The following is a 12,334-nucleotide window of genomic DNA, read 5'->3' as shown; positions in this document are numbered from 1 at the left end:
CTTTTTTTATGCCTCGTGCCTCACACGTTGCGACGTGTGGGCCATCAACCGCTACCCACGGCTACCCAGCGCTACGCGCATTGTGAGCGGTCAAAAACTTGATCAGCCCATCGATCCCGCCTTTGGCAATCTGATCGGCGAATTGCGTCTGGTACACCTGGATCAGCCACGCGCCCATCATGTTGATGTCGTAGACCTTCCAGCCTGCGGCATCTTTGGTCATGCGATAGTCGATCGCGTCATCGCCGCCATTGCTCAGCACGTGGGATTGCACGACCACGTCTTTGGCGCCCGCCGGCACGTTGACCGGCGCGAATTTAAACTTTACGTCCTGATCACGCAGTTGCGACAGCGAGGCCGCATAAGTGCGCGTGAGCAGCAGCGTAAACTGCTCGTACAGCTGCTTTTGCTGGTCGGGCGTCGCGGTGGACCAGGCCTTGCCGACCGCGATGCGCGTGGTGCGCTGAAAGTCCGTGGCCGGCAGGAAGCGCGACTCGACCAGTTGCGTGATCTTCGCCATGTCGCCGCCGCGCGCCTGCGGGTCGGCCTTCATCGCCGCCACCGTGCCCTCGACAGCACTTTTTACCACCGCGTCGGGCGCGCTTTGCGCATATGCCGCAGTGGACACCACGGCCGCAGCCAGAAAAGCAGACAGATAACGTTTCATACGTTCGACAGAACCTGAAAGAAGTAAGCGCCGCCGGGCTTGCAAGCACGCGGCGAAAGCAGGATAGACCAGTATACCGAGATTGCGTTCCCGCCCCGATGAGCGTGTGCGGGAGCCGCACTTGCTACCGAACCGGGGGCTCGCCGCTCCGTCTCTGTATACTTGTGCACTTTCGTCAAAAACAACAACCGTGATAAGGCCAATTTCGCCTACATGCTGAAGTCATCTATTGTCCGTCTCGTCGCCTATTCAGTGCGTCATCCAATGCGGATCGTCGCGCTATCGCTCGTGCTCGCCATTCTGAGCGGTTTCTACGTTGCCTTTAACTTCAAGATCAACACGGACATCAGCCGTCTCATCGAGAACGACAAGCAATGGTCGGCGCTCGAACATGCCGTGGACGTGGCCTTCCCGGATCGCGGCCAAACCGTGCTGGTGGTCGTCGAAGCGCGCGCGCCGGAATTCGCCGACGCCGCCGCGCAAGCCCTGACCACCGCCCTCAAGGCCGATCCCAAGGAATTCGTAGCGGTTTCGCAGCCGGCCGGCGGCCCGTTCTTCGAACACAATGGCCTGCTGTTCCCGTCCCTCGACGAGGTCATGTCGACCACCTCGCAGTTGGTCCAGTCCCGCCCGCTCGTCAATGCCCTTGCCCACGATCCGAGCCTGACCGGCCTTGCCGGCACGCTGACCACGAGCCTGTTGCTGCCGCTTCAACTTGGCCAGGTGAAGCTCGGCGACATGAGCCATCTGCTGTCGCAAAGCGCGACCACGCTGGACCGCGTGCTGGCCGGCCAGCCGGCCGCCTTCTCGTGGCGCGCGCTGGTCGACAAGAGCGCGGCTGCCGAGCCGGCGCGCGCCTTCGTCATCGTGCAACCGGTCGTGAACTACGATGCGCTCGAGCCGGGCGCGTCGGCGTCGAAGTCGATCCGCGACACCGCCGCCGCGCTGCACCTCGACTCGCGCTACGGCGCCACCGTCCGTCTGACCGGCGAACAGCCGCTCGCCGACGAAGAGTTCGCTTCGGTCAAGGACGGCGCGGTGCTCAACGGCATCGGCACCTTCATCGTCGTGCTGATCATTTTGTGGCTGGCGTTGCGCTCGGGCCGCATGATCGTCGCCGTGTTCATCACGCTGTTCGTCGGGCTCGCGATCACCGCGGCGCTCGGCCTGATGCTGGTGGGCGCGCTCAACATGATTTCAGTCGCCTTCATGGTGCTGTTCGTCGGGCTCGGGGTCGATTTCGGCGTGCAGTTCGGCGTCAAGTATCGCGAGGAGCGCAATCGCGACAACCGGCTTTCCGCTGCGCTGATGCACACGTCGCACAGTATCGGCGTGCCGCTCACGCTCGCCGCGGTCGCGGTCGCGCTGAGCTTCTTCTCGTTCCTGCCGACGGCTTACCGCGGCGTGTCCGAGCTGGGTGAGATCGCGGGCGTCGGCATGTTCGTCGCGTACTTCACCAACATGACGCTGCTGCCGGCTCTGCTGAAAATCTTCCGGCCGCCCGGCGAAGCCGGTTCGCCAGGCTTCAAGCAGCTCGCCCCGGTCGACGATTTCCTCGCTCATCATCGCAAGCCGGTGCTGATCGGCACGCTGATTGTCGTGATCGGCGCCACGCCGTTGCTCACGCATCTGCGCTTCGACTTCAACCCGCTGCATTTGAAGGACCCGCACACGGAGTCGATGGCGACGTTGTTGTCGCTCAAGGATTCGCCGGAGGCCGCGGTCAACAATGTGCATGTGCTGGCGCCCTCGCTCGCGGACGCCGACCGCATAGCCGCCCATTTACGTACGTTGCCGGAAGTAGGCCGCGTCACCACGCTCGACACCTTCGTGCCCGCCGATCAGCAACAAAAGCTGATGCTGATCGCAAGCGCCGCGCAGCAGCTACTGCCCGCCTTGCAGCAACAACCCGCGCAACCGGCAACGGACGCCGTGCGCGTCGCCGCGCTCAAGCGCGCGTCGAACCAGCTCTCGCTCGCCGCCGACGATCACCCGGGGCCGGGCGCTGCGGAAGCCAAGCATCTGTCCGCCACGTTGCAGAAGTTGGCCGCCACCGATGCCGCCACGCGCGACCGCGCCGAAACCGCAATGTCGGACACGTTGCGCATCGCGCTGAAGCAGTTGGCCAACCTGCTGCAACCCACCGCGATCACCCGCGAGAATCTGCCCAAGGAAATCTCCAAGGGCTGGGTCTCGAAGGACGGCCGCGCTCTCGTGGACATCGCGCCGAAGGTGAAACCCGGCACCGATCCGAACGACGACGTCATCCTCGCGCACTTCGCCCACGCGGTGAAGAAAGCGGAGCCGGGCGCGATCGGCGGGCCGATTTCGATCCTGCATTCGGCCGACACCATCATCAAGGCGTTCCTGCAGGCCGCGGGCTACGCGCTCGTATCGATTGCGATCCTGCTGTGGATCGCGCTGCGGCGCGTCAGCGACATGTTGCGCACGCTGGTTCCGCTGCTGGTATCCGCACTCGTGACGCTCGAGTTGTGCGTGGTATTCGGCATGCCGCTGAACTTTGCGAATATCATCGCTTTGCCGCTGATGCTCGGCGTCGGCGTAGCGTTCAAGATCTACTTCGTGATGGCGTGGCGCCACGGTCAAACCGGCCTTCTGCAGTCGAGCCTGACGCACGCTGTGCTGTTCAGCGCGGCGACCACGGCGACCGCGTTCGGCAGCCTCTGGCTGTCGCACCATCCGGGAACGTCCAGCATGGGGCGCTTGCTGGCGCTCTCGCTGTTTTGCACACTGGTCGGCGCAGTGGTGTTTCAACCCGTGTTGATGGGCAAGCCGCGCTCACGTCGCGCGAAGCAAAAAGGAATATAAGCATGAAGCTGCGTAACGCCGCGCTGGCGCTCGTCGCCACCGGTTTGATCTCCGGCTGCGCCACCGGCCCCGACCGCAAACCCGGCGACCCGTTCGAACCGATGAACCGGGCCGTGTTCAGTTTCAACGACGGCGTGGATCGCTACGTCGCTGTTCCGGTGGCGAAGGGTTACCAGAAGGTGACGCCGCAACCGTTGCGCACCGCCGTGAGCAACTTCTTCTCGAATCTTGGCGATCTGACCAACGCCGCGAACGCGCTGCTGCAGCTGAAGTTCACCGACGCGACCGAGGACTTCGTCCGTTTCGCGTTCAATTCGACTTTCGGCCTGGGCGGCCTGCTCGATTGGGCGACACCTGCCGGGCTGCCCAAGCATCATCAGGATTTCGGCCTGACGCTGGGTCACTGGGGCATTCCGTCCGGTCCGTACCTGGTGCTGCCGCTGTTCGGGCCGAGCACGGTGCGTGACAGCATGGGGCTGATCGTCGACGTGAAGTTCAACCCGTTGAACTACATGGAGCCGGCGGTGCGCAATCCGCTCTACGTGCTGCAGTTCGTGAGCGTGCGTTCAGACCTGCTGGGTGCGTCGGACCTGCTGCAACAGGCTGCGCTGGACAAGTACTCGTTCGTGCGCGATGCCTATACGCAGCAGCGCCGTGCCCGTCTGCGCGGCACGAGCGACAACGCAGCGCCGCTGCCGAACTATGACGATCAGGGCGATTCCGGCGCCTCGGAGGCACCCGCCGCCGGCGCGCCCGCTGCAGGTGCTTTGCCGAACTACGCGGATCCGGGCGACGCCGCGGAAGCACCGAAGGCGGCCTCTGGCGCCGCCACGGGCGCACCGGCAGGCGTGCCCAACTACAGCGATCCAGGCGAAACGCCCGCGAGCGGCGCGGCAGGTTCGACGCCGACCGCGCCGGCTGCCGCGCCCAACGGCGCTTCGGGCACGCCCGCACCGACGCCGCCCGCCGCGCCGGCCGACAGCACGCAGCCGGCTTCAGCACCGGTGACGCAATAAGTATTGGGATTTTGGACTGGGCGCCCGGAACGGACGCCCAGTAAAGCCGGACTCGACGCTGGCACAGCAGCGGACCGGACGGCTTGACGCTTGCCGCTTCGGCGCACAACGCGCGCGACCCGTTTCAGGCGATAGCCATGCGAAAAGCGCCCGCTTCCTCGATCGCACGCCGTGCGTGGACCAGCGAAAGGCGCGCCGCCCGGGCATCGACGGCAAGCTGGATCAGCGCGCCGAGTTGTGAGGGTTGTCGCATCAATTCCCGCAGGATCGGCCCCAGCGCTGTGCTGCCGTCATCGCGCAGGCCGGCGGTTGCCGCGGAAGGCAGCGTGCGCCACGCCGGATCGACAATCGCGCGGCACACGGCAAACGGCACGCCATGCGCGGCAGCCTTCGCCCCGGCGATGTGCGATTCCATATCCACCCCCAGAGCACCGTTCGAGCGATGCAGCGCGTCCTTATCGCCCGCGCTCACCAGAGGTGCGGCGACGGCCGCCATGAGACCGCGCCGCAAACGCGTGGAGAGCGGCCCAACGGCCAGTGCGGCCGCGAGCCTGTCCGACCATGGCCGATCGGTCGGGAGGCGCCCAAACGGTCCCTCGACCGCGTCAGCGACGATCAGCGAGCCCGGCTCCAGATCCGGCGCCAAACCGCCCGCCGTGCCGAAACTGACGATACCCGAACAGCCGCGTTCGACCGCCGCGCTCAACGCGCGCTCCAGCAGATCGGCGCGCGCCGCGTAGACGACCTCGACGCCTTCGCCGCGCGCGATGCGGGCTTCGAACGCCATGCCGGTCACCACGATCACCGGCAAGGGACTGCGGCCGTCATCGGCGGACAGGCTCGGGGAAAGCGGCATCCGTCACATCCCGACCGCGACGCGCGTGAGGCCGTTGCGCTTCAGATGACGGAAGCGCGCCAGCGCCCACAACGGGAAGAACTTGCGATAGCCGTGATAGCGCAGATAAAACACGCGCGGGAAACCGGTCGCGGTGAAACGGGTTTCGTCCCACAGGCCGTGCTCGCGCTGTTCACGCTCCAGGTAGGCGACGCCGCGCGCCACCGCTTCGTGATTCACTTCGCCGGCCGCCATCAGACCCATCAGAGCCCACGCGGTTTGCGACGCCGTGCTTGGCGCGCGCTCGTAGCCGTGGTAGTCGAGCTTGTAGCTCTCGCCGCCCTCGCCCCAACCGCCGTCTTCGTTCTGGATCGACAGGAGCCACTGCGCCGCGCGCTTCATGCGCGGGTCGTCGTGTGGCAGCCCGGCAGCGTTCAGCGAACACAGGGCGGTCCACGTGCCATAGATGTAGTTCAAGCCCCAGCGGCCATACCAGCTGCCGTCCGATTCCTGCTCCTTCAGCATGTAGTCGAACGCGCGCTGCGCCGGCTCGCTGTTCTGCGGCAGTTCGCCGAGTTGCGCGAGCATCGACAGGCAGCGGCCCGAGACGTCCGCAGTCGGCGGATCGAGCAAGGCGCCGTGATCGGAGAACGGAATGTTGTTCAGGTAGTACTGCGTGTTTTCCGGTTCGAACGCGCCCCAGCCGCCATCGCTGCTCTGCATGCCGACCACCCATTCACGGGCGCGCGCAATCGCTTCGCGATCGACGTCCGATTGCGTTACCGTTGCCGAGCGCTGCATTGCCATGGCGACCACCGCTGTATCGTCGACGTCCGGGTAATGCGCGTTGTTGTACTGGAACGCCCAGCCGCCCGGCCGCACATTCGGACGGCGCGAAATCCAGTCGCCGCGCACATCGAGAATCTGCAGCGGACGCAGCCAGGCGAGCCCGCGTTCGGCGGCCTGTTCAGCGTGCGCCTCGCCGGTTTCGAGCAGCGCATGCGCCGCGAGCGACGTATCCCACACCGGCGACAGACAGGGCTGGCAATATGCTTCGTCATCCTTGATAACGAGCAGCTTGTCGATCGACTGGCGGGCAATCGCGCGATTCGGATGATCGGCCGGGTAACCGAGCACGTCGTACATCATCACCGAATTCGCCATGGCCGGGAAAATCGCGCCGAGACCGTCTTCACCGTTCAACCGTTCGTCGACGAAAGCCACCGCTTCGCGCACCGCGCGCTCGCGCGTCGCCTTCGGGAACAAACCGTCGACGGCGCGCAGCAGCACGTCCACGCCACTGAAGAACCGGAACCAGCCGACATGCTGATGCGGCGCCCGATCGCGCGGGCCGGTGTTGACCGGCGCACCGCGAAAGAGTTCGTCGATGCGCACACGGCGCGGGTTGCGCGCCACCGGCCGCTTCGCATTCAACACGAGCAGCGGCACGATCACCGTACGCGCCCAGTACGACACCTTCGACAGATGGAATGGGAACCACATGGGTAGCAGCATGATCTCGACAGGCATCATCGGCACCGCGCGCCACGACACCACGCCGAACAGCGCAAGCAGAATGCGCGTAAAGACGTTCACGGTTTCGGCGCCGCCGTGGGCGAGAATCGCCTCGCGTGCGCGCACCATGTGCTCGGCGTCGGCCGGATCGCCGATCATCTTCAGTGCGAAATACGCCTTCACGCTGGCGCTGATGTCGAGCGCGCCGTCGGTGAACAGCGGCCAGCCGCCGTCAGCCAACTGGATGCGGCGCAGATAGCGGGCGATCTTCTGTTCCAGCTCCACGTTCGGCGTTTCGCCGAGATAGTGAACCAGCAGCACGTATTCGGCGGGAATCGTCGCGTCGGCTTCGAGTTCGTAGACCCAGTGGCCGTCCGGCTTCTGCGCGGCGAGAATCGCATCGGTCGCGCGTGTGATCGCGGCGTCGAGCGACGCTGCGGGCGTTTCGCCCACCATAGCCGGCGCGGGCGCGCTCGGCGCTGCGTGGGCGAAATCGGGCAAGACGGCGTCCAGCGGCTGGGCTTGAGATAAATCGTTCATCGGCGTTCCATCGGTTCATTCAGCAACGTATCCGCGGCCTTCTGGCCGGAGCGGATCGCGCCTTCAATCGTCGCGGGCAGACCGGTAGCCGTCCAGTCGCCCGCGAGCATCAGGTTATTCCAGCGAGTGCGCGTGCCGGGCCGCCGCGTTTCCTGATCCGGCAGCGCGGCGAAAGTCGCACGTTTTTCCACGACGACTTGCCAGGCCGGCATCGGCGCGACCGGCAAACTGGCCGCCTGCGCCACTTCGGCCCAGACGGCGGCGGCGAGGGCTTCATGCGGCGTGTCGAGCAGGCGCTCAGCGCCGTTCACGGTCACCGACAAGCGGCCTTCAAAGGCGAACAGCCACTCTGCCGTGCCGTTGAGCAACCCGGTGACCTGCGGCAAACCAAACGGCGGCTCGACCGCGAAATGCACGTTGACGGTCGCCGCGAAGCGCGTCGGTGCGCGCAATCCCTGCACGAGGGTCTGCGCGATGTCCGGCGGCACCGCCAGAATCACGGCATGGTTCGCGTCGAGCGTGACGCTTTCGTCGGCGAAATGCAGCGTTTGCACGCGGCGGTTGTCGGCGGCAAAGACGATTCCGTCAAGGCGTGAACCCAGCCTGATCGCCGCGCCGCCATGTTGCAGCAGACGCAACGCCGGATCGACGAACGCGCTGCCCAGCCCGTTGCGCGCCACCAGCGGCCGGCACGCGAGGCCGCCGGCAAGCAGGGCTTCGCGCACCATGGCGCCCGTCAGTTCCGCCGACGCATCGCGCGGCTCGACGTTCAGCATCGCGTGAAACGACGGCCGCAGCAGACGGTCCCACAACGGACCGTTGCAACGCATGGTCTGGGCGACGCTGCGTCCTGGTCTCGCCAACAGAAGCGGCGCGAGCGCCAGATAATCGGCTGGCCCGGTGTTCGGCACGCGCGCGTTCGGGTCGAAGACCCACCATGGCAGATGTCCCGGCGACAGGCGCACGGTCCAGCGCGCCCGCGTGGCCAGATCCACGAACGGATACTCAGGCTGGGACGGGCCGACCAGTTCGTCGGCGGCGCCGATCGCCCGCGCGTAGTTGAGCGTCGCGGCATTGCCCGACACCACCATGTGGTTCCCGGTGTCGAGCGTCGCGCCCAGCTTGGCATCGTAGTACGAACGGCAACGGCCGCCCGCCTGAGCAGCCGCTTCATGCAGCACGACGTGCGCGCCGCGCCGCTGCAGCTGCACTGCGGCGGCCAGGCCGGCAAGGCCTGCGCCGACCACATGTACGAGCTTTTGCATCAGTTCAGAAGAGCGCGTAACGCGCGACGATCCACAGCATGCGGAGCTTCGGCTTGCTGACCTTCGTGCGCGGAATGTCGAAGCCGCGTTCCAGCGTCCGTTCGAGCAGCAGGCGATACACGCCCGACATGATGCGCGGCGCGCGCACATGGTTGCGCGGCTCGCGGTCCATGATCGCGTCGGAGGCGGCGAAGTGCTCCTTGGCCCGCTCCGCGAGCGTGGCGCACACGCGCGGCAGCGACGGGTCGTCGGCGATCTGCGTGGGATTCGTCACCGCGATGCCTTCGCGCGCCAGCAATTCGTGCGGCAGATAGCAGCGGTTGATGCCGGCGTCTTCGTCGATATCGCGCAGGATATTGGTGAGCTGCAGCGCGCGGCCCAGATGATGCGCGAGCAAACGGCCGGGCTCTTCCTGCATCCCGAATATCCTCACCGATAGACGGCCCGCCGCGCTGGCGACGCGGTCGCAATAGAGGTCGAGCGTCGCTTCATCGGGGGCGCAGATGTCTTCGGCGGCGTCCATCGCCATGCCGTCGATCATCGCGTGGAAATCTTCGCGCTGCAGGTGAAACGTGTGAATGTGCCGCGTGAGCGCGCGCAGCGAAGCGCGCGGCGCGCCGGCGTAGCACGCGTCGATATCGGCCCGCCAGCGCTCGAGCGCGGCGGCGCGTTCGGCGCGCGGCATGTCGCTGTCGGCGATATCGTCGACGGCGCGGCAGAAAGCGTAGACCTGATACATCGCATCGCGCTGCGCGGCCGGCAGGATGCGCATGGCGAGATAGAACGAGCTGCCGGATGTGGCGGCAGCGGCGTCGATTTCTGTATCGTCCACGACAAGATTGGAAACAGCCAAGACGATCTCCGCTGGAGGCGCCCGCTGAAAGGCGTTCAAGAAGTTTGATGGCCACCCGCAGGGCTGGCGGCACGCGCGCGCGGACACGCGCGAAACGCCCGGCTGGGAGGCCGGAAACGGCGAAAAGTATATCAACGTTTGTGAGATGCCGCAGTTTCGTCGGCGGATATGGGGCCCGAAGGAAGCCTGGAAGCGCTGGGCCGGTGCCTCGGGCGGCTTGCTGCAAGGCTCGAAACGCGCCTCATGCGAGGTGCAACGCCGCTGCCGTACGAGGTCGTCACACGAACGCGACCGAGCGGTTGCGACCTTGCCGCTTCGCGCTGTAGAGCGCGGCGTCGGCTTCGTTGATGAGCACTTCGTACGACGACACGCCGACCCGCGCCGCCGCACCGCCGACGCTCGCCGTCACCGGCACGCTGGTGCCCTGCACTTCGACCGGCGTGTCGGCGATCGTGCAGCGGATCTTTTCAGCGACGCGCATCGCGTCGTCGAGCGGCGTGCACGGCAGCAGCAACGCGAATTCCTCGCCGCCGAAGCGCCCGAAGGTATCCTGCGCCCGCACCACTTCGGCGACGCGCTGCGCCATCACGCGCAACACCGTGTCGCCGACACCGTGGCCGAACTGGTCGTTGATTTTCTTGAAGTGGTCGAGATCGAACAGCAGCACCGACATATCGCCGCCGTAGCGCTGCCAGCGCGTGTATTCGTCGTGCAGGCGCGCTTCGAAGAAACGGCGGTTGGCGATGCCCGTGAGGCCGTCGCGATCGGCATATTCCTGCAGCTTCGCGACCGCTTCCTCGCGTTCGCGCTGCACGATGCTCACGTGCGTGACGTCGGAAATGGTCACGCACACGGCCACCACTTCGCGCTCACGCATGAGCGGCATGAAGGTGCAGTCCTGCTGCATGAAATCGACGCCGCCGGTAATCGGCCGGTCGTGATCGAACTTGAAAAGATACGGGCGCTGTTCCCACGAACTGAATGCAAAGCTGCCGAGTTGAAACACGCTTTCGATCTTGCGCGACAGCCACACGCGCGGCAGTTCCGGAAAATGCGTGAAGAGCGACTTGCCGACTACCTGATCGGGCGTCAGTCCGCTGTGATCCTGCATGAAGCGATTCCACATGAGCACGTTCATGTCGCGGTCCAACACGAAGATGCCGAAGCCGACACGTTCGACCACCAGATCGCTCAACGATTCCATAGGCACGTTCATAGGCTCGACAGCAGCGCGTCGAGCGCGCTGTTCATGTGGCGAATCGATTCCTCGGCCATCAGCATGACGAGGTGCGCGCGGAAACTATGGTCTTCGAGCGCGAAATTCACTTCGACCAGCAAGGCCACTTCCCACTGCAGCACGCCCGGCTGGAAGACTTCGTCGAGCGTCATGGCTTCGCCGAGCAGACCCGGCGCGGAGAAGACCGGCGTGCGGCCGAGCTGGTCCAGAATGCACGACACGCAGGCGCCGGTCAGCACGTTGGCTACGTCGAACACGAGTTCGGTCTGGCTCACCGCCTCGTAAGCCGAGCGCGAATACGGATCGCTGACGAGTGCGCACAGTTGCTCGACGCTGTCGCTGCGGCAGATCACCAGCGCCTCGCCCTTGATATCGGAGCGGAAACCCTGGCGCACCGCGCTGACTGTGTCCTTGATCCCGGTCATCTCCCGCAGCGTCTGCGCCGCCTCGCTGACCGCCACCACCTTCACGCGCGGCACCGACAATTCGATGAACGCATCGAGGAGTCGCGCCAGACGCGTCGCGGCCTGGCCCATCGCCAGATTGGCGACCTCCTGCAGCGCGTCGCGCTGATCTTCGTTGAGGACTGGCTCAGCCATGCAACCCGTACTCCTTGAGGATGGGTAGTAGCGCCTCTGGCGTCACGGGCTTCGCGATGAACGCCGCGGCGCCGAGCGCGCGCACGCGCGACTGGGCCATCGGCTGAACATCGGCGGAGACGACAATGACGAAGGTGTTCAGATCCTCGTGTTGCAGCGCTTCCAGCACCTGATAGCCGGTCATGTCCGGCATGGTCAGGTCGAGGAACATCACGGACGCCTTGCCCTCGCGATACAGGGCGAGCGCCTCGCGCCCGTTCGACGCGTAGGACACATCGACGTCCCAGCCCGGCGGCAATGCCTTGGTGAGCACTTTGCGGGCAAGCAATGAATCATCGGCGATCACAATAGGCAAAGGCATGGGCGGGTCGAAAAGCGGAATTAGCTCATTCGCGTTAACGGCGGATCGAGGCGGATTCTTTAGCGCGATGTCTGTCGGCCGGCGGCAAAGCAGGCTGAAGCTTGCTGAAATGCGGATTGCAGGCGAGCGGGGAGCGCCCGCGGCGCGGCGCGGTGGACGGAACCGGCGGGCACGCCTGAAAGCGTACGCGCACGGTGGACGACGGCGATGACCGGCATGTTCGAAGCCTACCCCGTAGATGAATCCGCGCGGCTTCGTGGATCGGGCTGGTCCCTTGCCGCGCATGTGATTCCGCGAACGCCTTCCGCCGCGCGTGGTACGCGTGGTTTGGCTGGGTGCCCTCGCGGCAGATGCGTCCGAACATGGCGGACGCATTTTTATCATGGCGCTGATTCTCGAAGCAAAACGGCGGAAAGGCAACTCGCCAATTCCACTTTCATTAAAGAGATTTTCTCATTAAATTCTATTTATGAAAATATTTTGGTAGATTCAGAAGGAATTTCCAGTTTCCATGCCTTTGTGTACGTTTGCGCTTCTCGATTCGTCGCTGTTTTAAAGCAGACAAATAAGCGGCGGGTCGCCGGCGGCTGAAAGCGGCCTCGCGGCAGTCCGTTTGC

At 65.3% G+C, this 12,334-nt stretch carries 11 protein-coding genes; 3 read left to right on the top strand and 8 right to left on the bottom strand.

Going from position 1 to position 12,334, the window contains the following annotated elements; translation table 11 throughout:
- Nucleotides 1-61: 61 nt before the first annotated feature.
- Complete coding sequence (locus B0G81_RS02690; protein WP_106281473.1) at nucleotides 62-667, bottom strand: ABC transporter substrate-binding protein; 606 nt, start codon at nucleotides 665-667, stop codon at nucleotides 62-64.
- Between the two features lie 213 nt (nucleotides 668-880).
- On the opposite strand from B0G81_RS02690, the gene B0G81_RS02685 reads away from it, so the two are divergent.
- The gene (locus B0G81_RS02685) at nucleotides 881-3,496 is read left to right on the top strand and encodes an MMPL family transporter (protein WP_134133399.1); all 2,616 of its coding nucleotides are present in this window, start codon (nucleotides 881-883) and stop codon (nucleotides 3,494-3,496) included.
- 2 nt (nucleotides 3,497-3,498) lie between these two features.
- On the top strand, nucleotides 3,499-4,512 hold the full coding sequence (locus B0G81_RS02680; protein ID WP_116122789.1) for a VacJ family lipoprotein: 1,014 nt from the start codon (nucleotides 3,499-3,501) through the stop codon (nucleotides 4,510-4,512).
- A gap of 124 nt (nucleotides 4,513-4,636) precedes the next feature.
- Here the strand turns inward: B0G81_RS02680 and B0G81_RS02675 are convergent, their stop codons facing one another.
- From B0G81_RS02675 to B0G81_RS02645, 7 genes are all read right to left on the bottom strand, one after another.
- Nucleotides 4,637-5,368, bottom strand: a complete 732-nt coding sequence (locus B0G81_RS02675; protein WP_121309539.1) for a phosphorylase — start codon at nucleotides 5,366-5,368, stop codon at nucleotides 4,637-4,639.
- A 3-nt stretch (nucleotides 5,369-5,371) separates the two neighbouring features.
- Nucleotides 5,372-7,402: a squalene--hopene cyclase gene (shc, locus tag B0G81_RS02670; protein WP_134133396.1), complete on the bottom strand. Its 2,031-nt coding sequence runs from the start codon at nucleotides 7,400-7,402 to the stop codon at nucleotides 5,372-5,374.
- Nucleotides 7,399-8,667, bottom strand: coding sequence for a hydroxysqualene dehydroxylase HpnE (gene hpnE, locus B0G81_RS02665; protein ID WP_134133394.1), 1,269 nt, complete (start codon nucleotides 8,665-8,667; stop codon nucleotides 7,399-7,401). Before hpnE ends, shc begins: the two co-directional genes overlap by 4 nt.
- Before the next feature lie 4 nt (nucleotides 8,668-8,671).
- Nucleotides 8,672-9,520, bottom strand: a complete 849-nt coding sequence (gene hpnD / locus B0G81_RS02660; RefSeq protein WP_116146598.1) for a presqualene diphosphate synthase HpnD — start codon at nucleotides 9,518-9,520, stop codon at nucleotides 8,672-8,674.
- 277 nt (nucleotides 9,521-9,797) lie between these two features.
- Entirely contained in the window at nucleotides 9,798-10,736 is a 939-nt protein-coding gene (locus tag B0G81_RS02655; RefSeq protein WP_121309542.1) for a diguanylate cyclase, read from the bottom strand.
- Nucleotides 10,733-11,356 carry a chemotaxis protein CheC gene (locus B0G81_RS02650; RefSeq protein WP_134133391.1) on the bottom strand — a complete coding sequence of 208 codons (624 nt, stop codon included), beginning with the start codon at nucleotides 11,354-11,356 and terminating at the stop codon, nucleotides 10,733-10,735. The genes B0G81_RS02655 and B0G81_RS02650 overlap by 4 nt, the downstream gene beginning before the upstream one ends.
- Entirely contained in the window at nucleotides 11,349-11,717 is a 369-nt protein-coding gene (locus B0G81_RS02645) for a response regulator (protein WP_106281486.1), read from the bottom strand. Before B0G81_RS02645 ends, B0G81_RS02650 begins: the two co-directional genes overlap by 8 nt.
- Nucleotides 11,718-11,924: 207 nt before the next feature.
- Here B0G81_RS02645 and B0G81_RS02640 point away from each other — a divergent pair, with 207 nt between their 5' ends.
- Nucleotides 11,925-12,308, top strand: a complete 384-nt coding sequence (locus B0G81_RS02640) for a hypothetical protein (protein ID WP_134133389.1) — start codon at nucleotides 11,925-11,927, stop codon at nucleotides 12,306-12,308.
- Nucleotides 12,309-12,334 lie beyond the last annotated feature (26 nt).

This window comes from Paraburkholderia sp. BL6665CI2N2 (genome assembly GCF_004366535.1).
Taxonomy (GTDB): Bacteria; Pseudomonadota; Gammaproteobacteria; order Burkholderiales; family Burkholderiaceae; genus Paraburkholderia.
The sequence above is the reverse complement of the archived record's forward strand: the minus strand, read 5'-3'. Positions and strand labels throughout refer to the sequence as shown.

Excerpts from the sequence above, each read along its gene's own strand:
- hpnE (WP_134133394.1), bottom strand. The coding sequence starts at position 8,667 with ATGCAAAAGCTCGTACATGTGGTCGGCGCAGGCCTTGCCGGCCTGGCC.
- B0G81_RS02675 (WP_121309539.1), bottom strand. The coding sequence starts at position 5,368 with ATGCCGCTTTCCCCGAGCCTGTCCGCCGATGACGGCCGCAGTCCCTTG.
- B0G81_RS02645 (WP_106281486.1), bottom strand. The coding sequence starts at position 11,717 with ATGCCTTTGCCTATTGTGATCGCCGATGATTCATTGCTTGCCCGCAAA.
- B0G81_RS02655 (WP_121309542.1), bottom strand. The coding sequence starts at position 10,736 with ATGAACGTGCCTATGGAATCGTTGAGCGATCTGGTGGTCGAACGTGTC.
- shc (WP_134133396.1), bottom strand. The coding sequence starts at position 7,402 with ATGAACGATTTATCTCAAGCCCAGCCGCTGGACGCCGTCTTGCCCGAT.
- B0G81_RS02640 (WP_134133389.1), top strand. The coding sequence starts at position 11,925 with ATGACCGGCATGTTCGAAGCCTACCCCGTAGATGAATCCGCGCGGCTT.
- B0G81_RS02680 (WP_116122789.1), top strand. The coding sequence starts at position 3,499 with ATGAAGCTGCGTAACGCCGCGCTGGCGCTCGTCGCCACCGGTTTGATC.
- B0G81_RS02690 (WP_106281473.1), bottom strand. The coding sequence starts at position 667 with ATGAAACGTTATCTGTCTGCTTTTCTGGCTGCGGCCGTGGTGTCCACT.
- B0G81_RS02685 (WP_134133399.1), top strand. The coding sequence starts at position 881 with ATGCTGAAGTCATCTATTGTCCGTCTCGTCGCCTATTCAGTGCGTCAT.
- B0G81_RS02650 (WP_134133391.1), bottom strand. The coding sequence starts at position 11,356 with ATGGCTGAGCCAGTCCTCAACGAAGATCAGCGCGACGCGCTGCAGGAG.